The sequence below is a fragment of the Cryobacterium sp. PH31-AA6 genome, from assembly GCF_030063195.1.
Classification (GTDB): domain Bacteria; phylum Actinomycetota; class Actinomycetes; order Actinomycetales; family Microbacteriaceae; genus Cryobacterium.
The window spans coordinates 142,737-163,395 of record NZ_JASISS010000005.1; the positions used below are offsets into that span (position 1 = coordinate 142,737).

General features: G+C 65.8%; 19 protein-coding genes and 2 tRNA genes. 14 read left to right on the forward strand and 7 right to left on the reverse strand.

Annotated elements, in window-relative coordinates:
* Positions 1 to 134: 134 nt before the first annotated feature.
* From QMG61_RS06295 to QMG61_RS06305, 3 genes are all read right to left on the reverse strand, one after another.
* Complete coding sequence (locus QMG61_RS06295; RefSeq protein ID WP_283493483.1) at positions 135 to 3,602, reverse strand: 1,3-beta-D-glucan phosphorylase, GH149 family; 3,468 nt, start codon at positions 3,600 to 3,602, stop codon at positions 135 to 137.
* 160 nt (positions 3,603 to 3,762) lie between these two features.
* On the reverse strand, positions 3,763 to 4,446 hold the full coding sequence (locus tag QMG61_RS06300; RefSeq protein ID WP_283493484.1) for an NAD(P)H-binding protein: 684 nt from the start codon (positions 4,444 to 4,446) through the stop codon (positions 3,763 to 3,765).
* A gap of 55 nt (positions 4,447 to 4,501) precedes the next feature.
* On the reverse strand, positions 4,502 to 6,274 hold the full coding sequence (locus QMG61_RS06305; RefSeq protein WP_283493485.1) for an MDR family MFS transporter: 1,773 nt from the start codon (positions 6,272 to 6,274) through the stop codon (positions 4,502 to 4,504).
* A 115-nt stretch (positions 6,275 to 6,389) separates the two neighbouring features.
* Between QMG61_RS06305 and QMG61_RS06310 the strand changes: the two genes are divergently transcribed.
* Together QMG61_RS06310 and QMG61_RS06315 are read left to right on the forward strand one after the other, a co-directional pair.
* Positions 6,390 to 7,238 (forward strand): M15 family metallopeptidase, encoded by an 849-nt coding sequence (locus QMG61_RS06310; RefSeq protein WP_283493486.1) that lies wholly within the window; start codon positions 6,390 to 6,392, stop codon positions 7,236 to 7,238.
* 140 nt (positions 7,239 to 7,378) lie between these two features.
* Positions 7,379 to 8,104: an amidase domain-containing protein gene (locus QMG61_RS06315; RefSeq protein ID WP_283493487.1), complete on the forward strand. Its 726-nt coding sequence runs from the start codon at positions 7,379 to 7,381 to the stop codon at positions 8,102 to 8,104.
* A gap of 153 nt (positions 8,105 to 8,257) precedes the next feature.
* Here QMG61_RS06315 and pgm read toward each other — a convergent pair whose 3' ends face one another.
* Complete coding sequence (gene pgm, locus QMG61_RS06320) at positions 8,258 to 9,874, reverse strand: phosphoglucomutase (alpha-D-glucose-1,6-bisphosphate-dependent) (protein WP_283493488.1); 1,617 nt, start codon at positions 9,872 to 9,874, stop codon at positions 8,258 to 8,260.
* A 36-nt stretch (positions 9,875 to 9,910) separates the two neighbouring features.
* Here pgm and pheA point away from each other — a divergent pair, with 36 nt between their 5' ends.
* On the forward strand, positions 9,911 to 10,879 hold the full coding sequence (pheA, locus tag QMG61_RS06325; protein WP_283493489.1) for a prephenate dehydratase: 969 nt from the start codon (positions 9,911 to 9,913) through the stop codon (positions 10,877 to 10,879).
* Between the two features lie 14 nt (positions 10,880 to 10,893).
* On the opposite strand, the gene QMG61_RS06330 is transcribed toward pheA, so the two are convergent.
* Positions 10,894 to 11,889, reverse strand: a complete 996-nt coding sequence (locus QMG61_RS06330) for a diacylglycerol/lipid kinase family protein (protein ID WP_283493490.1) — start codon at positions 11,887 to 11,889, stop codon at positions 10,894 to 10,896.
* Positions 11,890 to 11,938: 49 nt separating this feature from the next.
* Between QMG61_RS06330 and serS the strand changes: the two genes are divergently transcribed.
* The 5 genes from serS to QMG61_RS06355 all read left to right on the forward strand — a co-directional run bounded on the left by serS (position 11,939) and on the right by QMG61_RS06355 (position 15,717).
* Entirely contained in the window at positions 11,939 to 13,204 is a 1,266-nt protein-coding gene (serS, locus tag QMG61_RS06335) for a serine--tRNA ligase (RefSeq protein ID WP_283493491.1), read from the forward strand.
* Positions 13,201 to 14,040, forward strand: a complete 840-nt coding sequence (locus tag QMG61_RS06340) for an HAD family hydrolase (protein ID WP_283493492.1) — start codon at positions 13,201 to 13,203, stop codon at positions 14,038 to 14,040. Before serS ends, QMG61_RS06340 begins: the two co-directional genes overlap by 4 nt.
* A gap of 118 nt (positions 14,041 to 14,158) precedes the next feature.
* Positions 14,159 to 14,243, forward strand: a tRNA-Ser gene (locus tag QMG61_RS06345).
* A gap of 41 nt (positions 14,244 to 14,284) precedes the next feature.
* The gene (locus tag QMG61_RS06350; protein ID WP_283493493.1) at positions 14,285 to 15,541 is read left to right on the forward strand and encodes an LCP family glycopolymer transferase; all 1,257 of its coding nucleotides are present in this window, start codon (positions 14,285 to 14,287) and stop codon (positions 15,539 to 15,541) included.
* 85 nt (positions 15,542 to 15,626) lie between these two features.
* A tRNA-Ser gene (locus QMG61_RS06355) sits at positions 15,627 to 15,717 on the forward strand.
* Positions 15,718 to 15,770: 53 nt separating this feature from the next.
* Here QMG61_RS06355 and QMG61_RS06360 read toward each other — a convergent pair.
* Both QMG61_RS06360 and QMG61_RS06365 read right to left on the reverse strand, forming a co-directional pair.
* On the reverse strand, positions 15,771 to 16,889 hold the full coding sequence (locus tag QMG61_RS06360; protein WP_283493494.1) for a site-specific integrase: 1,119 nt from the start codon (positions 16,887 to 16,889) through the stop codon (positions 15,771 to 15,773).
* Positions 16,890 to 16,892: 3 nt separating this feature from the next.
* Positions 16,893 to 17,414, reverse strand: coding sequence for a hypothetical protein (locus tag QMG61_RS06365; protein WP_283493495.1), 522 nt, complete (start codon positions 17,412 to 17,414; stop codon positions 16,893 to 16,895).
* Positions 17,415 to 17,811: 397 nt separating this feature from the next.
* Between QMG61_RS06365 and QMG61_RS06370 the strand changes: the two genes are divergently transcribed.
* The 6 genes from QMG61_RS06370 to QMG61_RS06395 all read left to right on the forward strand — a co-directional run.
* Positions 17,812 to 18,186, forward strand: coding sequence for a hypothetical protein (locus QMG61_RS06370; RefSeq protein ID WP_283493496.1), 375 nt, complete (start codon positions 17,812 to 17,814; stop codon positions 18,184 to 18,186).
* The gene (locus QMG61_RS06375) at positions 18,186 to 18,329 is read left to right on the forward strand and encodes a hypothetical protein (protein ID WP_283493497.1); all 144 of its coding nucleotides are present in this window, start codon (positions 18,186 to 18,188) and stop codon (positions 18,327 to 18,329) included. The genes QMG61_RS06370 and QMG61_RS06375 overlap by 1 nt, the downstream gene beginning before the upstream one ends.
* A complete protein-coding gene (locus QMG61_RS06380; protein ID WP_283493498.1) occupies positions 18,329 to 18,487 on the forward strand; it encodes a hypothetical protein in 159 nt (52 codons plus the stop codon). The genes QMG61_RS06375 and QMG61_RS06380 overlap by 1 nt, the downstream gene beginning before the upstream one ends.
* A 331-nt stretch (positions 18,488 to 18,818) precedes the next feature.
* Positions 18,819 to 20,129 (forward strand): DUF3631 domain-containing protein, encoded by a 1,311-nt coding sequence (locus tag QMG61_RS06385; protein ID WP_283493499.1) that lies wholly within the window; start codon positions 18,819 to 18,821, stop codon positions 20,127 to 20,129.
* Positions 20,126 to 20,440, forward strand: coding sequence for a hypothetical protein (locus QMG61_RS06390; protein WP_283493500.1), 315 nt, complete (start codon positions 20,126 to 20,128; stop codon positions 20,438 to 20,440). Before QMG61_RS06385 ends, QMG61_RS06390 begins: the two co-directional genes overlap by 4 nt.
* Before the next feature lie 2 nt (positions 20,441 to 20,442).
* On the forward strand, positions 20,443 to 20,659 hold a 217-nt coding region (locus tag QMG61_RS06395; RefSeq protein WP_283493501.1), incomplete at its 3' end, for a hypothetical protein.

The following is a 20,659-nucleotide window of genomic DNA, read 5'->3' on the forward strand; positions in this document are numbered from 1 at the left end:
TTGTGATCCTCACGCTAGCGGGTGCGTCGCGGGATGTCAAGAGAGCGCTCTCATGCGCGTGGTCACGGTTTGGGCACGGAGTCTCGGGGGAGCCCCGACGAGTGGCGCACCGCCGAGACTCCGCGCCCTCGTCTTCAGGCTCCGGAGCCGTCCGGCACGCTCACCGTGAGCGATACCACTCGGCCGTCCCGGCGGAAAATGCCGGCACTCAGATCGGCGTTCAGCCTGCCGTTCTCCCCGGGCATGCGGGTGCCGTCGCTCAGTTGCGCGACCACCTCGAGGGGCCCGCCTCGGTGGAACACGACGGGAACCTGGCAGAAGGTGAACGCGAGCGCACCGACCGGAAGCTCGATCGTCTCGCGGTGACCGGAGAGGTCCAGATAGGCGAACGTGGTGGGTGCCGTCGTCCATTCGCTGACACGCAGCAGGGTGGGGCGCACAAGGAGGCGACCCGCTTCGACGCGCAGGCCCAGCTCACCGAGGCGCGTGAGCACCTCTTCCTTTACCTGTCCGGTCATTCCCGGTTGTCTCGCCCCATGGCCCGCGGGTGTGTGCGAGTACGGATCGGTCGGGAACGCGCCGTAGGTGAGCGGGTCCTTGCAGTAGCCGAGGCCGGCCCGCACGTCTTCGTAGGCTGCGGCCAGACCCCGGAGAGTGGCTTCGTCCGCGCCCTCCGCGACGGCCCGTTCGAGCGTCTCCTGCACCGCGAGCAGCAATTTCGACACCATGTGCCAGTAAATGCTGCCGAGCCCCTCGTAGGCGAAGAAAGTGCCGGAGCGCCCGGTGAATTCCGCGTGCCGGAAGACGTCTTCGAAGATCCCGAGCAGTTCCCTCCGGTTGCCCTCGACGATGTCGTGGAGCGCCGGGTCGGCGCTCAGCCTGTCGAGTTCGATCGCCACGCCCTTGGCGTTGTGGATCTGCGCGGCGAAATGCACGTCTCCGTTCACGTCCCGGACGACGATGCTGCGGTCCCCGGCCGTGATGAGCCGGTCCACGAGGGGGCAGGAGGCGGCACGCGCGGCGCTGAAGGTGTTGCGCGCGAGGAAGGTCGGCAGCTCCTTGTTGGGATAGAGGATGTAGCTGTGCTGGTCGGCCCGGTAGAGCCGGCTGTTGCGCAGCGCGCCCAGCAGTGCCAGTGACTCCACGGGGTCGTACAGGCCGGACGACAGGATGGCGACCTGGCCCTCGAGCATTTCGGCGAGCCGCCGGACGCCGGCCTGCCCGCCGTCCAGATCGAGCACATTGTACGAGTGGACGAGCCCGTCGTCACGGCGGTTGGCGCGAAGGCCGGCGTCGACGAAGCGGAGTGCCAGGCCGAGCAGTGCGGCGACGTCGGCGGCGGCGACCAGACCCCTGGCGCCGCCGAGCCCGGTGTACACCCGCTCGCGGTAGGTGGTGCCCGCCCGGCCAAGGCCGTCCATGACGGCCTCGCGGCGACCGGGGTCGAAACCGTCGGCCAGGGCGTCCTCGTGGGTGGCGAGCACGTCGTGCACGCCGGTCATCAGGTCGGTGAGTTCAGCGCTGAGTTCAACGTCGACCGTCAGCAGGTCCTGAAGGAAGACCAGGTAGCGACGGAGGTAGGAGAGGGTGACCACGGAGAGTCCTCGACCGACGAGTGCGTTGTTGGCATCGTTCCACTCCGGACGCTGGGTGTTCATCCAGATGCCGCCGTCTGGCACGAGGTTGACGAGTTTGGCCAGCAGCAGCAACAGCACCTTCTCGGCCAGCGTCACCCGCGTCAACTCACCGTCGGCGCCGTGCACGAGCCGGCCATCAGCGCCCTCGGCGGCGACGCGCACCAGGATCGCGCTCTGCCGCTCCTCGTCGAAGGTGATCGTGTTGTAGGGGTCCTCGAGGATCTGCGCGTACGACGCGATGCGGTAGGGCACGTCCGCGTGGGTGAAGACCCTCCGGTTCACGAGCCCGTCCAGGCGCCCGGGATGGAAACGGTGGGATGTTTCGAGGAGCTTGAGCAGGTAGACGATCTGGTGGTCGCTCCAGTAGCCGATATTGGACCACGGGTCTTCCGGCTCGGGGACCTCCCAGTCGATGCCGGCACGGGAGATTCGATAGGGGTTGTAACCGTCCGCCGTCGTCGCATCGAGGAAGATCGTGACCATTGACTCGACGTACTCGGGGAAGGACCAGGCCAGCGCCTCCCAGTTCTGGAAGATGTCGCGCCAGTTTCCCTGGTATTCCAGGCGGCGTGCGCCGTGCTCGTCCCGGAGGGTGATGCTGAACTGGTTCCACGGTCGGCTCGGGTCGCCGTGCCGCCGGCTGAACGTGAGCGGCAGGTATTCCATGCAGAGACGCCAGAGGTCGACGTCACCGTCCTCCTGGGCCAACGCCACGAGCTCATCGGCGCGCAGCCGCTCGGGCAGCGCGCCCAACAACGCGGCGCAGCGTCGTGCGGTTGCGTGGCTCCGTTGAGCGACGAACGCTCGCACGTCGCTGGCCTCGACCGTGTAGCCCTCGGCGGGGACGCCGCCGCGCATGGTGTTGAAGAGCACGTTGGCAGTGTGGTGCATCGTCGCGAGCTGATCGCCGCTGGACTGGGAGGCGTCGGTGGCCGCGAGGATCGTCTCGAGATCGGACCGGGTGTCGGAGATGTCGGCCGCGAGCTCTGTCGCGAGGAGATCGGGGTGTTGCAGCTTTGAACGCAGGCTGACGACATCCGCCGCGTCCTGGTTGACATCGGCGACGACCGACCAGCGCCGCTCGTCGCCGGGGGACAGGGTGAACCGGGCGCGGGTCAGGTATGCACCGCGCTGGCCGCGAACGTCGGTCTCGGCGACGATGCCGCGGCCCCGGGCGAAGGCCGCAACCTGCTCGACGGACAGGAGATGCTCTTCGGCGGCGAGTCCGACCTGCCAGGCCACGTTGGCCTGCAGGGATTCGCTGGGTTCCGCGAGGTCCGTGAGCGTCGCGCTGAGGGTGAGCAGGCCGAGGCCCGTCCGGGCGTCGAGCTCGGCGCGCTTATATGCGTCGAGGAGCACGCTCAGATCGTTCTGCGTCTTCTTCCCCGCGCCGGCCGGAAGGATGTTGACCAGTCCGTCGATGAGGTCCACGTCCCGGGGCTCGTCCGCGAGCGAGGAGAGGGCGCAGCTGCGCACGACGCCGAAGCGGGCGCTTGTCTGCCAGGTCACGCGCAGGCGCAGGGCAAGATCCGGGCGGGTCTCCTCGAAGACGAGGGTCGTTCCGAGGCTGTCCTTGTACAGCGCGCGCTGCACGGCCCGATCGCCGGGTCGAACCTCTGCGAATGGCTGCCAGTGCGCGGTCGAACCGTCGGGGAGTCGCACGAGGATGACACTCAGCCCGCCCGTGCGACCGGCGCTCTCCGTCACCTTATCGTCCGTGTAATAGGGGAACAGGGCGCGTTCGGCGTCCACCCGGCCGGCCGTGAGGCCGCCGGTGCTCGAGATGAATAGCCAGACGTCGCTGGCGCCGACGATCGTCATGAAGAACGGAGGCATCTGGTCGTAGGCCGTGATCCGGTAGAAAAGGCGCCCATCGAGCTCGACCGGTTTACCACTGACGACGCCCTCGGTGTTGTCCGTCATGCCGCTCGCGACGAGGTGCTGGGCGATGGTCTCGATGGGCATGCGGTCCTCCATTGGATTCACCCCGGCGGATACCCGGCGGGTGGAGGCTCAATCATCTCACCTGAGAGAGCGCTCTCACGCATAGCTTGTCAGACATAGTCAATTGGTTCAAGGGCCGCCCGAGCGCTGTTCGCCGCCGGGCGGCCGAAGTCGAGTCTCGTTAGGCGAACGCCGCCACGGCGGAGGAGATCGTGTCGTCGCCGGAGACGAGATGCACGATGCGGCGCTCTGCGGCGCCGCCGGTGATCAGCTCGGCCAGCACGGCCGCGACGTCCTCGCGGGGTACGGTCGCCTGCTCCTCGGCGAGGCCCGGGCCGGCGGGGCTGAGGCGCACGCGCCCGGTTCCCGCGTCGTCGACCAGTCCGCCAGGGCGAACGATGGTCCAGGTCAGGGGGCGCGCGACGAGATCCTCCTCCGCGGCCAGTTTGGCCTGGAGGTAGCCAAGGAAGTCCGCCGGGACGTCTCCGGGGATCCGTCCGTCGCGCACCTTCTCCGTGCCGGTCGAGGAGATTTGAATGAAGCGGGCCACACCGGCGGCCTCGGCGGCGTCGGCCAGAAGCACGGAGCCGCCGAGGTCGACGGCCTTCCGGCGCTCCTCGCTCCCGCCCGCACCGGCGCCGGCGGCGAAGACCGCGGCATCGGCGCCGGACAGAAGTGCGGCCACCTCCGACGTCGATGAGTTCTCCATGTCGATCACGACCGGCGTCGCCCCGTCGGCCGTGAGATCCGCGATCTGGCTGTCGCTTCGAATCAGGCCGATGACCTCGTGCCCGTGTCGGGTCAGCTCCCTGGTGAGGTGCCGAGCAATTTTTCCGTGTCCACCTGCTATAACAATTCGCATCATCGGGACAACGCCCCGGACGCTCGATTCATTCCTCACGCCCCGTGACGTGCGGCCCTCAGTTCGCCCTGGCCGGGCCCGGGCGCTCGAACTCGTCGGAGTCGATTCCCGGTTCGATCAGGGCACCCATGGTGTCGGCGGCGCGCTGGGCGTCCCTGGTCAGTTCGGCCTGTTCGGCAGCGTGCTCATCGGCCGCTTCCTGAAGCGCGGAGGTCTTCCGCAGCGGCGGGGCCTTGAGGAAGAAGCTCAACAGGAACGCGATCAGCACGACGATCAGGCTCACCCAGAACACGGTGAGGGCGGCGTCGTTGAAGCCGACGAGGAACGGCTGGGCCAGGCGCGAGTCAGCGGCCTTGAGGAAGGACGTGTCCCCGTCCAGGGCACCGCCGATTCCGCTCGGGTTCGCCAGCAGTTTGAGGATTCCCGCGTTACCCGGATCGGCCTGGACGGCGGGGTCCGTTGCGGCGGCCTTGACGCCGGCCAGGAGCGTCTTGTTGCCGAAGGCCGCTTCGAGAGTGTCCGGAATGCGCGTGAAGAGCACAGAGAACAGCACGGCGGTGCCCAGTGTTCCGCCGATCTGGCGGAAGAACGTCGACGCACTCGTCGCGACGCCGATATCGCGCGGGCCGACAGAATTCTGGCTGGCAATGGTGAGCGTCTGCATCAGCTGGCCGAGGCCGAGGCCGACCAGGAGCATCCCGATCATCATGAACCAGACCGGCTTGTCGGCGGTCGAGAAGGTGAAGAGCAGGAAGCCGGCCGACATGAACGCAGTGCCGATGGTGGGGAAGATCTTGTACCGGCCGGTGCGGGCGATGATCTGGCCGCTGACGATCGACGAGATCATCAGGCCGAGGATCATCGGCAGCATCATGAACCCACTCTCGGTGGGGTTCGCTCCGTCGACGAGCTGCAGGTAGAGCGGAACGGTCATCATGGCGCCGAACATGCCGAACCCGACGAACACGCCGAGCACAGTCGCCATCGTGAACGTCGGCGACGTGAAGAGCTTGAGCGGGATGAGCGCATCGTCGCCCATCATTCGTTCGGCCAGAATGAAGGCTGCGATGCCGAACGCGCCGATCGCGTAGCAGGCGAGTGAGGCCAGGGAAGCCCAGCCCCAGGTGCGGCCCTGTTCGGCGACCAGCAGCAGCGGGACAGCGGCGAGGACGACGGTGACGGCGCCCCACCAGTCGATGCGGACCGGGCGCTTGAAGTGCGGGACATGCAGGAACTTGAGCACGATCGCCAGCGCCACGATGCCGATGGGGATGTTGATCAGGAAGACCCAGCGCCAGCCGGTGACGCCGAGGATTGTTGTGGCGCCGGAAAGCAGCCCGCCGATCAGCGGGCCGATCACGCTGGAGACGCCGAAGACGGCCAGGAAGTAGCCCTGGTACTTTGCGCGTTCGCGCGGCGCGAGCATGTCGCCCATGATCGTGAGGGGAAGCGCCATCAGACCGCCGGCACCCAGCCCCTGGATCGCCCGGAACACCGCCAACTCATACATGGAGTTGGCCATGCCGGCCAGCAGGGAGCCGACGAGGAAGACCGTGATCGCGATCAGGAACAACGGGCGTCGCCCGAAGATGTCGCTCAGCTTCCCGTAGATCGGGGTGCTGATGGTCGAGACGATGAGGTACGCGGTCGTCACCCAGGCCTGCAGGGCCATGCCGTCGAGGTCGTCGGCGATGGTGCGCATCGACGTGCCGACGATGGTCTGGTCGAGGGCAGAGAGGAACATCCCGGCCATCAGACCGAAGATGACAAAGAGAATCTGCCGATGGTTCATCAGCGGGGCGGCGGAGACGGGAGCGGGTGGAGTTTGCATCGCCTGCAAAGTTACACGACGAGCAAACAATCTTCAACCATCGCCCGCCACGTCCCGGAGGGATTCGCTTTCCGGGTCTAGGATCCATGCTGTGGGGCGAGATCAGCAATCGGTGATGTCGCCGTCGTTCCGACGACGGCGCATTGTTGCGCTGACCGTTGTGGGCGCAGTTCTTGCCGGCGGCGCGCTCGTGGTCGGCACGATCTCAGGACAGGCGACGCACTCCCTTGCCGGCGTCGTCGCGTCGAGCGCACCCTCACCGACGCCGGCCTCGCTGCCCATTCCCGTGCACACCCAGGCCGGACCGTCACGTCCGGCGCCCACGGGCTCGCAGCATCCGGCCACCGTTCCCACCTTTAACGGATCGGCCCGCTCCATCGACGATCCCACCAGCCTCTGGGTCGTCGTCGATAAGGCCCGAGCCCTGAACCCGCCCGACTACGTTCCGCCCGATCTGGTCGACGTTCCGGTGCCGCACGTCTGGGAGCCGAGGCTGCGCGCGGAGGCGTCGAGCGCCGTCGTCTCGATGTTCGCCGCCTTCACCGCCGAACAGGGGCTGCAACTCCAGTCGCACAGCGCCTATCGCAGCTATCCGACCCAGGTCGATGTCTACGGCACGGATGTGACGGAGCACGGCCAGGCCGTCGCGGACACGAGCACGGCCCGCCCGGGAACGAGCGAGCACCAGACCGGTCTGGCCATCGACATCAGTTCCCTGCCCGCGGAGTGTGCGTTCGAGGCCTGCTTCGGCGACACCGTGCACGGCCAGTGGCTGGCGCAGAACGCGTGGCGGTTCGGGTTCCTGCTGCGGTATCCGGCCGACAAGGTCGCGATCACGGGCTACGCCTATGAGCCCTGGCACTTCCGGTACATCGGAGTGGACCTCTCGACCGAGATGCACCGGACCGGCGTGACCACCCTCGAGGAGTTCTTCGGCCTACCGGCGGCACCCACCTACCCCTGAGTTGCTGCTCGGGCTAGTGGCTGCTCGGTTCGGGAGCGTCGAGCACCTTCTGACGCCGGACAGTTCACAGCCTGCACTGTGAAGATAGATCCCGAGTGTGCTTATCTGGATTTGTACCTCCCCAACGAATTGAGGCATGTGTGTTGTTAACCCGGCGTTTCCGCATCGGCGTAGTCGTGCTGGTCCTCGGCGGACTCGTTGCCGGAACGGCGGCGGTCGCTTCTCTCGGCGACGACGAGCCGTCCTCAGCGGCACGGGCCGCGGGTGCCGGGGACACCGTGACCGGCGAGGCCTCGAAGTCGAAGGCGCCGACCTCCACCTCCCGTGCGGTTCCGGCCGACGCCGGCGCTCCGGTCGCGGTCGCGGGCGAGCCCGCACCCGTGGCCACTGTGGGCGTTCAGGCACAGGTCGACTACATGCTCGCGCACTGGACCGACTACAACACGGCCGACTACGGCATCATCGGCGACAATGACTGCGTGAACTTCACCAGCCAGTCCCTGATCCAGCGGGGCTGGGCCATGGACGACGACTGGTGGTCGGATGGCACCGGCGGCTCCTTCACGCATTCTTCGGCCTGGATCAGCTCCACCTCGATGATGAGATACCTCGCGAGCTCCGGCCGGGCGTCCGCTCTCACCGACGACCAGCGTGACGAGGTCAAGCTCGGCGACGTCGTTCAGTTCGACTGGGACAACTCCGGCGACCGTGACCACACCGGCGTGGTGACGCGGATCGAAGGCTCCGGCGACAACATCGAGATCTTCTACGCCGGTCACACCGACGACACGGACTTCCGCTCGGTCGACTACGCAATCACCGAGAAGCACCCGGGCGGCACGGCGTACTACTGGAGCATTCCGTAGCGGGTCTCGACAGGCTCGACCACCGGACGGGCTCGACCACCGGACGGGCTCGACCACCGGGCTCGACCACCGGGCTCGACCACGGGGCTTGACTGCCGGACGGGCTTGACTGCCGGACGGGCTCGACCACCGCGGTGATCGAGCCCGTCGAGATCACGCGATCGCCGCGTCGACGATGGCCTTGGCCTCGACCTGCACCTGGCGCAGGTGCTCCTCGCCCAGGAACGACTCGGCGTAGATCTTGTAGACGTCTTCGGTACCGCTCGGCCGGGCCGCGAACCAGGCGTTTTCTGTGACGACCTTGACCCCGCCGATCGCCGCGCCGTTGCCGGGGGCGTGGCTGAGCTTGGCGATGATCTTCTCGCCCGCGAGTTCGGTGGCCGTGATCGCTTCGCCGTCGAGCTTGCCGAGTTGCGCCTTCTGCGCCGGCGTTGCCGCGGCATCGACCCTGGCGTAGGCCGGGGCCCCGAAATGCTCGGCGAGCTCGGCGTAACGCTGGCTGGGGGACTTGCCGGTCACGGCGAGGATCTCCGAGGCGAGCAGGGCCAGCAGGATGCCGTCCTTGTCTGTGGTCCAGACGGTGCCGTCGAAGCGCACGAAGCTCGCGCCGGCGCTCTCCTCACCGCCGAACGCGACCGATCCGTCGATCAAGCCGGGCACGAACCACTTGAACCCGACCGGAACCTCCCAGAGTTCCCGGCCGAGGAAACCGGCGACCCGGTCGATCATGGTTGACGAGACGAGCGTCTTGCCGATCTGGGCGTCGGCGCGCCAGCCCTCGCGGTGGCTGTAGAGGTAGTCGATGGCGACGGCCAGGAAGTGGTTGGGGTTCATCAGTCCGGCGTCCGGAGTCACGATGCCGTGGCGGTCCGCGTCGGCGTCGTTACCGGTGAGGATGTCGTAGTCGTCCTTGTGGGCGAGTACGGAGGCCATCGCCGACGGGCTGGACGGATCCATCCGGATCTTTCCGTCCCAGTCCACGGTCATGAAGCGCCAGGTCGGGTCGACCTTGGGATTCACGACGGTCAGGTTGAGCCCGTAGCGGTCACGGATGGCGCCCCAATAGCCGACGCTGGCTCCGCCGAGCGGGTCGGCGCCGATCCGGATGCCGCTCGCCTTGATCGCGGCCATGTCGATGATGTTCTCGAGATCGTCGACGTAGTGGCCACGGAAGTCGTAGGTCTCGACCGCGCTCGGCTCGCTCATCTTGACGTCGCGCAGACCGGCCGCGATCAGCTCATTGGCCCGGTTCGCGATCCACGAGGTGGCGTCGCTGTCGGCCGGGCCGCCGTGCGGCGGGTTGTACTTGAAGCCGCCGTCGGAGGGCGGGTTGTGGCTCGGGGTGACCACGATGCCGTCGGCCTCGTCGCTGTTCCCGGCCCGGTTGTAGGCCAGGATCGCGTGCGAGAGCGACGGGGTCGGCACATAATCGTCGAACTCGTCCACCAGCACGCGCACGCCGTTGGCGACCAGCACCTCGAGTGCGGTCGTGTAGGCCGGGCCGCTCAGGGCGTGCGGGTCGGTGCCGATGAAGAGCGGTCCGGTGATGCCCTGAGCCGCGCGGTACTCGACGATCGCCTGCGTGGTGGCGATGATGTGGTCCTCGTTGAAGGCCGTATTCAGGGAACTGCCCCGATGCCCCGATGTGCCGAAGGCGACCCGCTGGGCGGGCACCGAAACATCCGGTTTCAGGTCGTAATACGCCTTCACCAGCGCGTCGACGTCGATCAGGTCAGATTCCTGGGCCGGGGTGCCCGCTTGTGCTGTCATGGAACCCAGTCTTGCACTGCAAGTAGGCTGTGAGCCATGTCCGAGACGCGCAATGTCAGCTACAGCTTCCTCGGCCCCGCCGGTACCTTCACGGAAGCGGCCCTCGCGCAGGTGGCCGAGGCTCGCGGGAAGGCCTGGCGTTCGGTCAACAATGTGGGCGAGGCGCTCGCCGATGTCGTCTCCGGGCGCAGCGTCGCCGCGATGATTGCGATCGAGAACTCGGTTGACGGCGGCGTGTCCGCCACCCAGGATGCCCTGGCGAGCGTGCCAAACCTGCGCATCATCGGGGAGTACCTCGTGCCGGTGAATTTCGTGCTCGTGGCCAGGCCCGGCACCGAATTGGCCGACGTGAGGGTCGTGAACGCGCATCCCGTCGCCTACGCCCAGTGCCGCGGCTGGCTCGAGGCGACCCTGCCGCACCACGGCCACATCCCGGCGTCAAGTAACGTGACGGCCGCGTCGGCCCTCCTTGACGGTGACCAGGCGGATGCGGCGATCGCGCCGATCGGCATCGAGAAACGCTATGACCTGGACGTTCTCGCGACCGGGATCGGCGACAACCCCAACGCCGTCACCCGATTCGTGCTCGTTAGTCGCCGCACCTCCGTGCCGGCCCGGACCGGTGCCGACAAGACGAGCGTGATCGTCGAGTTGCCGGAAGACCGGCCCGGATCGTTGTTGGACATGCTCGAACAGTTCGCCACCAGGGGCGTGAACCTCAGCCTGATTCAGTCACGGCCGATCGGCGACGCGATGGGACGGTACCGGTTCGTGATCGACGCCGACGGTCACATCCAGGACGAACGCGTCGCCGACGCGCTGCTCGGGCTGCGCCGGTTCAGCCCGAAGGTGCTGTTCCTCGGCTCGTATCCGCGCGCGGACAAGCGGCCGATCGAATTCACCTCGCACTACGACGACGGCGTGTTCATCGGGGCGAGGGAATGGCTTCGGGAACTGCTCGGCGACGTCCCCGCCACGCACGCCTCCGCTGACGAACAGGCCTGATCCCGAATCTCGGCTCAGGCGGTGGGCGGCATCCGCACGATCAGCGCGCCCGGGTCGGCGCGGAATGAGGCCGCGCGCACCGCGGCGAATTCATCCCCGTCCATCTGGAACTCCTGTGGTTGCTCGAGCACGATCCGGATGTCGGTGCCGCGCAGGGTGGTCATCACCCGTTCGTTGCTCGATTCGGTGCGGTCGATGCTTCGCCGGCCCGCCGCCGACCGGCGGAGCACCCCGTTCTCCCAGGTCACCCGGCGCCAGATGGTGAGCCAGCCGAGGAAACCCTTCGGCTGTAGCACCGCAATGTCGAGAATGCCGTCGTCTGTGCGTGCCTCAGGGAGGAACTGCACGTTCCCCGGCAGCAAGCCGCAGTTGGCGACCAGGATCGTGCTGACCTGGGCTGGTCGGTCGGTGCGTCCCTCGACGCTGTAGCGGATTCGAAACGGCTTGGCCGTGGGAATCACCCGGGCTCCCGCGTCGACGTAGGCGAGCCAGCCCACCCGCTTCTTGAGGTCGGCGCGGGTGTTGGCGATCATTCGTGCATCCAGGCCGATTCCGGCCATCACGAGGAAGACATGCTCTGCCGTGTCGCCGGACTCGGTCGTGACGCTCGCCACCCCGACGTCGATGGCCTTGTCCACACCGGCGAAGGCAATCGCGACCGATTCGTCCAGGCTCGACAGCGGGAGCTGCAGGTTGCGGGCGAGGAGGTTGCCGGTGCCCGCCGGAACTATGGCCATGGCGACTCCGGTGCCCCGGAGCGTTTCGGCCACGGCGCGTACGGTGCCGTCGCCGCCGGCCACGAGCACGACGGATGCGCCCTGCTCCAGGGCGAGCCGCGCGGCGCCGTGGCCCGGATCGTCTCTGGAGGTTGCGAACCAGAGGCTTTGCTCCCAGCCGGCGTCCGAGGCGGTCGCTGCCACGCTGGTCTGCAGTTTCTCCAGGTCAACCTTGATCGGGTTGTACACGACGGCAGCGCGCAGAACTCTGTCGGCCTGACCGGGAGTATTCACGGGGTAAGGCTAGCAAGGTGTCCCGGCGGGCGCTTGTAGACTGGCCAACGTGATTGATCCTGTGCTGCTGCGAGAGAATCCCGACCTCATCAAGCGTTCTCAGATGGCGCGCGGTGCGTCCGTCGAGGCGGTTGATCGTGCCCTCGAGGCCGACACCGAACGGAGGGCATCGATCAGGACGTTCGAGGACCTGCGGGCAGCCCAGAACCTGTTCGGCAAGCGGGTCGCATCCGCCCCCGCCGCGGAGAAGAAGACGCTTGTCGCCGAGGCCCAGGCGCTCGCGGCCGAGGTGAAAGCCGCCGGCGTGGCCGCGGCCGATGCCGAGACGGCGTTCACCGCGGTGATGCGCACGCTCGCCAACCCGATCATCGACGGCGTCCCGGCGGGCGGCGAGGACAACTTCGTCACGCTCCGCACGCACGGTGAATTCCCCGTCTTCGACTTCGAGCCGCGCGACCACCTGGAACTCGGCGAACTCCACGGTGCGATCGACATGGCCCGCGGGGCCAAGGTGTCCGGTGCGCGCTTCTACTTCCTCAAAGGCATCGGCGCCCGCCTCGAGATCGCCCTGATGAACATGGCCCTCGACCACGCGCTCGCCGCGGGCTTCGTGCCGCTGATCACGCCCACCCTCGTGCGGCCGGAGATCATGGACGGCACCGGATTCCTCGGCGAACACGCCGACGAGATCTACTACCTGCCCGCCGACGACCTCTACCTCACCGGCACGAGCGAGGTCGCGCTCGCCGGCTACCACTCCGATGAGATCCTCGATCTGACCGAGGCGCCGCTCCGCTACGCCGGCTGGTCGACCTGCTACCGCCGCGAGGCCGGCTCGGGCGGCAAGGATACCCGCGGGATCATCAGGGTGCACCAGTTCAACAAACTCGAAATGTTCACCTACGTGCTTCCGGAGAACGCTGAGGCCGAACACGACCGTCTCGTCGCGTTGCAGGAGGATATGCTCCAGTCGCTCGGGCTGAGCTACCGGGTCATCGACGTCGCCGCCGGCGACCTGGGCTCGAGCGCGGCGCGCAAGTTCGACATCGAGGCCTGGGTCCCGACCCAGGGCGCCTACCGCGAGCTCACCAGCACGAGCAACTGCACCACCTACCAGGCCCGGCGGCTGGACATCCGTTATCGCACCGAATCGGGCAAGACGGCCCCTGTCGCCACCCTCAACGGCACCCTGGCGACCACTCGCTGGATCGTCGCGATGCTGGAAACCCACCAGCAGGCGGACGGGTCCGTGATCATTCCGGAGGCACTGCGGCCCTGGCTCGGCGGTCTCGCCGTGATCGAGTCTGCCCCGTGAGCATCGACGCGGCCACGGTGAGAAATCGGGGCAAGACGGATGCTCCCTGGCTGGTGGCCCTCGACATCGACGGTACGACGATGCATGAGGACGGAACGATCAGCCAGCGTGTGCTCGAGCAGGTGCGGCGCCTCGATGCGGCCGGCCACGAAATCATGCTCGCGACCGGGCGCTCCGCGGCGACCACGCTGCCCGTGCTCGACCGCCTCGAGATCGCGCCGCGCTATGTCGTCTGTTCCAACGGTGCGATCACCATGCACCGCGACCCGGATTCGCCCACCGGCTACCGCCGCGAATGGGTCGAGACCTTCGACCCGACCGACGTTCTCCTCTCGATCAAGTCGCACCTGACCACCGCCCGCTACGCCGTCGAAGACGAGCACGGTTATTACCGCTATACCGAGCCGTTCCCGGACGCGACCATCGGACTCGATAGCGAGCACGTCGATTTCGACGACCTGCTCCGCCACGCGGCGACCCGGGTCGTCGTGATCTCGCCGGACCACGACATGGACGACTTCCTCCGGGTGGTCGACCGGATGGGCCTCAACCGGGTCAGCTACGCGATCGGCTGGACCGCCTGGCTGGACATCGCTCCCGACGGCGTGAACAAGGCGACCGCGATGGAACGAGTGCGCGCCGAGATCGGTATTCCCCGTGACCGGGTGATGGCGGTGGGTGACGGCCGCAACGACATCGAGATGCTGCAGTGGGCGGCCGTTCACGGACGCGGAGTGGCGATGGGGCAGGCGCCGGACGAGGTCATCGCCGCCGCCGGCGAGACGACAGGGGCGGTCCAGGATGACGGCCTCGCCTTCGCGCTGAGCAGCCTGTAGCCGCTGCCGGCCCGTGGCCAGCGTCCGCTGGCGTTTTGAACGGCGGCTCATCGGCTAGAATCGGTCGGTATTCGCCTGTTTCGATCGCGTGTGTTCTGCGCTACTGTGCGGCGATATTGGAGGGCTGTCCGAGCGGCCGATGGAGCCAGTCTTGAAAACTGGTGGGCAGAGATGTCTCGTGGGTTCGAATCCCACGCCCTCCGCAGCTGGATGCTGTACGCCGGCATACGACGAAGGGACCTGAGTGAGCGACCAACTGCGCCCCCGTTCGACCCGCTCCGGCAAGCTCTCGACCTTCGCCCGGCACGGCCGGCTGAAGCGGTCCAACCCCCTCGTTGCCGTCGTGAAGATCCTCGCCGCCACGATGGCCGTGGTACTCGTCAGCGGCGTGTCCGTGGCCGCCCTCGCCACCTACGACGTCGCATCGAGCGTGCAGCCGAGCGTGCACCTGGCCAACGAAACCGCGGGCCCGGTCCCACAGATCGGCGCGATCCCCGGCGGTGTGAACCTGCTCGTGGTCGGCAGCGACAGCCGCAAGGGCCAGGACGCCCGATTCGGCGATGAGGATTCGACCGGAGACCTGAACGACGTCACGATGTTGCTGCACATTTCGGCCGACCACAGCAACGCATCCGTGATCAGTTTCCCCCGCGACATGTTCGTGCCCATCCCGAGCTGCCCCGATCCCCAGGGCGGGTCGTTCAGCTCGATGAGCCGGCAGAAGATCAACACCACGCTCACCTACGGCGGCCTGGCCTGCACCGTCCTCACCGTGGAGAAACTGACCGGACTGGACATTCCTTTCGCCGCAGAGGTGCAGTTCAGCGGAGTGATGGCCATGTCGACGGCAGTCGGTGGGGTTCCGGTCTGCGTGGCCGAGGAAATCCAGGACGACTACACCCAGACCTACCTCACCCCGGGAATGCACACACTCGAGGGCGTCGCCGCCCTGCAGTTCCTGCGCACCCGCCACGGCATCGGAGACGGCAGCGACCTGACCCGGATCAACAACCAGCAGGTCTTCATGTCGGCGCTGGTGCGTACGATCAAAAGCGCCGACACCCTGGCCGACCCCCTCAAGGTGTATTCCCTGGCCAAGGCCGTGACGGCGAACATGGACCTGTCGGCGAGCCTGAACAATGTATCGACGCTCGCCTCGATCGCCATGGCGCTCAAGGACATCCCGCTGGACCAGGTCGTGTTCGTGCAGGTTCCGACCGGCGGCACGGAGGGCGGCGTACTGCCCCTGCAGCCGGACTTCGACGACCTGTTCACGGCCGTCGCCGACGACCAGCCGTTCCAGCTCGGCGGCTCACTCGGCGCCGGTGCGACCCTGGACCCGTCCGTGACACCCGCTCCGACCGACCCGGCAGCCGACCCGAACGCCACACCCGAGCCTGCGGCTACGCCGCCGGGCGTCGTCGTGCTGTCCGATTCGGCGACCGGCCAGACGGCCGGAGAACTCACCTGTTCCGTCGGTCGCACCCTCGAAAACCAGTAGAAACCGCGGCATCCGGCGCCCGGGTTCAACGGACGCCGCGAGTGAGGTTATGATTGCTGAGGTGTGTTTGCATTGCAGGCACCGAGGAGACGTCGCATAGTACGGCTTAGTGCACCACCCTGCTAAGGTGGAGTACCCTTCACGGGGTACCGTGGGTTCAAATCCCACCGTCTCCGCACAGAACTAACCCCCTGCATCCCATATAAACACTGGGAAGTAGGGGGTTTTCTCATCCCCGAGAATGCCCGTTTGACAACGGTTTGACAACACCCGAGAACGTAGCAGCGTCATTCAACCGGTCCGCAACTGCGTTTAGGTCGTCATCGAACAGGTCCGCGTAGGTGTCAAGGGTCATGGCCGCGGAAGCGTGACCGAGCATCCGCTGGACTGCCTTCACGTTCGCCCCGACGCTCACCGCCAACGATGCCGCCGTGTGCCTCAAATCGTGAAAAGTCATCTTCGGCAGGCCGGCAGTAGACAGAGCGGTGAGAAACCAGCTCCGCGTTCCCTCGCTAACCCTGGTCCGCTTCAGGTGTTGCCCGTATTTGTCCGCAAACACCAGATCATCACGACTCTTGCCCTCGCATTGTTGAGCGAGCAGCGGCGCCAGAAACGCGGGGAACGGCACCGACCGCCGCGTATGGCTCTTCGGCGTTCCCACCTCAATATGCGCCCCGACCTCGACCGCATTACGGGTGACGTTGATACGCCGCCGCAGCATGTCCAGATCCTTCACCTGAAGCCCGATAGCCTCACCCCACCGAAGGCCGGTGTAGGCCAGCAGCAGCACCAACCCCGCCCGTTCACCGGATGCTTCAGCGAGTGCCGCCACCTGGTCGTGAGACAGGTAAACGTGTTCCTTGCTGACCTTCCTGGGTAAGTTCACGCCGCGGGCAACATTGACACTCACGCGCCGATCCTTCACCGCCGTATCAAGGATGCTGGCAAGCACCCCATAGGCCCTTAGAACAGTCGTAGCGCCCCGAATCCCGGTGAGGTCAGTAACCCACGTCTGAACCTCGCTATGCCGTATAGAGCCAACAGCGCGCTTGCCCCATACCGGCTCGACGTGCAGCCGCCACGCAATCTCCACCGGGCGCAGGCTCGAGGGCTTCAGGTGAGACTGTGCCTTCAGCCATTCAACGCCGAGGGTGCCGACTGTGGATCGTGCCGCCGTCGCGTCGACAAACTCGCCTCGAGCTTTCGATACCTCGACGGATGCCAGAAACAGCTGTGCATCCCGCTTTGTCTTGAAGCCGCGCTTAGTCCCCTGGGAGTGGTCAGGCTTCCGGTACGTTGCCCGGTATCGCGTGCCGGCTGACGAGTCGTAAGGGTGGATGCTACCCATGGTCTAGTCCGTCAGGTGGCCGCGATCGCGCGCCAGTTTTATCCAATGTGAAGCCGTTCTGTGAGGAATTTCAAAGAAGCTGCCAACGTACTGAGTTGGCGGCATGAGTTTGATACGGGCCGTCTTGTAGATCCTGGCTACCCAATCAAGAGTCTCTGGCTTTGGGCCCTGCTTTGACAGTCTCTTAGCCTCCGCGTCGGAAATCGCGATATGTCGGAGCTCGAAACCTGATTCGGCAGGGACTTTGAACTGTATTGCGCGGCTAATTGCCGCTCGCAACATGGCCTGGATCGGCAGCGCGCGCAATAACGACCCGTTTAGCTGCTGGTCCCCTGCCCTGGTCAACTTCAGTTCGGCGATTTCATAAGTGAAATGCTCGCTGTCCCAATACACCTTCATGCTGGCCTCGGTGTCGGTATCGATGTCTTCAGCGTCGAATTCCACGGTGAATTCTTTGAGGATCACCAGCCCGCCGCCGATATCAACAAGATTCGACGGCCCCATTTTCGAAGAAATCTTTATCACGAGAGCAGCTTACCGATTACGTCACGTATTCGCTATTGCTTATTGTTGACGTGGACGGAGATTTATGATTGACTGTTCACGTCAACCCCTCGCAAGTAAGGAATGAAATGGAAAATTACCTCAGCATTGATCAGGTCGTTGCACTGATTCCCGGCATGACTAAGGGGCAGCTAGCACAGCTTCGATTTAAAGGGACAGGTCCTCGATACAGGAAGCCCACACCCAAGACCGTGCTCTACACAGAGCGCGAGTGCATCGAGTGGCTCGAAGCCTCAGCTCGCAGCGGCACAGCAGCGGAGGCCGTCTGATGCGTCAGCTAAAAGAAAAAGCCGCCGAAGCCTGGCAGGGCATCGACGGCAACGAAACCGAATCCAACTCTCACGAAGGAACAGCTCACATGAATACTACGACCACCGTACCAGCAACCACCGTCGCCGACCTGAACGACCCGTTCGACCGCCTGGAGATTCTCCCGTGTGAATCGTTCGGCTGGTGCGAAGGACACGAAGCGGGTGAGCGCAAGCACAAGCCCGAGGAAAAGACGCACCTCGGCGAAGACAAGACCATCTGGCACGAGACCACCGCCGAACCCCACATGATGGACTGGGATGTCCTAGCCCAGAGAATGAGGATCGGCCTCAACGGAGCCGACACCATCGCCATCTCGTTCCAGATCGACGGCCGGCTGAGCATGCTCGAGGTGCCAGGGTTCGCTCTTGCGCTCGAGGGTATGGCCGCGAAGTTCCGCGCCATCGCCGGAGAGATCTCCTAATGGGCGCGCCGACTGTCACGAGCCCGTCAGGCCGCACGATCCGCCCCGACGACCTGGACATGCTCACCCTCTGCAACGGCGACCAGCACGCGGTTGGTGGCAGCCTCGAGCGTGCCGGCTACCTCGTGACGGCGACCCGGTAATGGCTATCCACCACGTGGCCGTAATTGGTGGCCGTGGCGTTGTCTACATCGACGCCCGAGAAGAACACCTGACCCCTGACGAGGCGCGACGCCTGGCGACCAGGCTCATCGAGCTGGCACACCAGGCAGAGCGCCCCGCCGATCCCGATTGGCCCTAGTCGTGGCGCGGGAGGCTGGACAGTACCCGCAGCGGATCACGCTGAGCGATACGGCAGAGCACTACCTGTCGAGGCTGGCCGACGACTTGACCCTAGGCAATGTCGAGTTGTCCCAGCTTCCCCCGGCTCTCATGGCCCTCTGGACGTTCGCTTTCGAGTCTGGCAGGCAATCACTCGCCCCGGCTCTAGAACGCGCTGAGAGCGCCGCTGATCGGTACTACGCACGGTGGGCTAACCCCGGCGTCAAGTTTCAGGAGTGGCAGCGGGGGCAGCTCGACCAGGCCGCCGCGGACTACTGGACTCAATTTCTAACTGAACAAAGGAACGCAGCATGACAGAAAGCGCCTTGCGCATCACGGGTGAGAGCCCCCCGCCGGACGGTTCGGACGGTTCCGGCGGCTCTGGCGGTTCCCTAGAGGGGGTACTGACCGACATTCGAGCATGGTTCCGCTGCTACATCTCCGTAACCGACGACCTCGACCTCGACCTACTCACCTTGTGGGCAGCACACACGCACGTTGCATTGGAAACCTACTCAACCCCGCGGCTCATCCTCGATAGCACCATGCCAGGGTCAGGCAAGACGACAGTCCTAGAACATCTCCACCGGCTCTGCCTGGCCCCGATTCAGGCCGCGTCCCTGTCCTCGCCCGCCCTGCTCACCCGCATGTTGGACAAGGGTATTCGAACGATCCTGATTGACGAGGTAGATAGGTCACTCGACCCGAAGAAACCCGGCGTAGAGGATCTGATCGCGGTTCTCAATAGTGGGTACAAGCGCGGGGGCACGCGGCCGGTATTGGTGCCCGGCAAGGGAGGCGAGTGGGAGGTGGCCGAGATGCCCACCTACTCGCCCGTAGCAATGGCTGGCAATGCCCCGAACTTGCCAGACGATACCCGCTCACGGTCGATCCGAGTGCTGCTCATGCCAGACCTTCAGGGGCTCGTTGAGTCCTCCGACTGGGAAGAGATCGAGCCCGACGCGCGCGACCTAGCCGAGGCCCTGGCGAACGCCATGGAGGAAGCGCGGGAGTTCGTGCGAACAGTTCGCCCCGAGCTTCCCGCCGGCTGCATAGGACGAATCAAGGAACGCTGGAATCCGCTTATGCGTGTAGCAGCCGCAGCAGGCGGGGAATGGCCGGGAATCACCGCGCAGCTCATCGAACGCGACATGCGCGAGGCGGAGATGGAGCGGGAGGACGGACTGACCAAGCTCCCGCCCGCAGTCGTGTTGCTTGGCGACCTTCACGGAGTTTGGCACGACGGCGAAGGCTTCATCCGATCGAGCGAACTGGTCGAACGGCTCATCGCTTTCAATGCCGGGTACTGGGGGGAAGCCAGCTCCTACGGCCACCGCCTCACCGTGCAGCGATTCGGGAGGCTCCTTACCCAGGCGTTCAAGGTGTTCTCATCGAAGAGCCCCGAAGGCATCCGCGGGTATCGCGTCGGACAGTTCGAGAGAATCTGGCACCGGTTCGGGATTACCCCCCTCCCAGTAACCGCCGGAACCGCTGAAACCGTCCGAACCGTCCAGAGCGAGTCTTGCTCGATATGCGGTCAAGGGCTTTGGTCCCCGTCGTCAAAGGCCGAGGGTATCTGCGCAAAGCGCGACCAGGCGCACCTGAGTCGAGGTGCCGCATGAAGCCCGAAGGCACGACCCCGGCGGGAGCGTCGATCTACATTCGCCGTTCCCGGCATCACTCCATTGTTTCGGTCGACCGCTGGCCGATCACGGACGCGACCGACGAACAATGCGCGGCCGTGCGCGCATTGTTCCTGGCCGAGTTCTTCCGGTACGTCACGGCAGAGGGAAAACCGGGTGCAACTTTTCTAGCGCAACCCTCCATCTGGACCGGCACGACTACCCGCCGGCGCGAACAGAAACTGCTCGCCCGGCTCATCGACATCGAGGCCGGCAATCCCGGCACCAACCAAGTGAAGGAAGAAATCTAACCATGGCCGGTGGCTACCCCCAAGGCGGGACCGAGATCCAGAAGTTCCTCCGCAACTTTGACGACATCTTCCGCCGTCTGCGTGAGCTCGAGACACCAACGGGCACACAGACAAGCTCCCTAGTCCGGCAGGTGCAATCAGCGCTCGCGAACATCAACGCGACCGTCACAGCAGCTATCACGGCACTGTCATACACGCGCGCCGAGATCGACTCGAAGG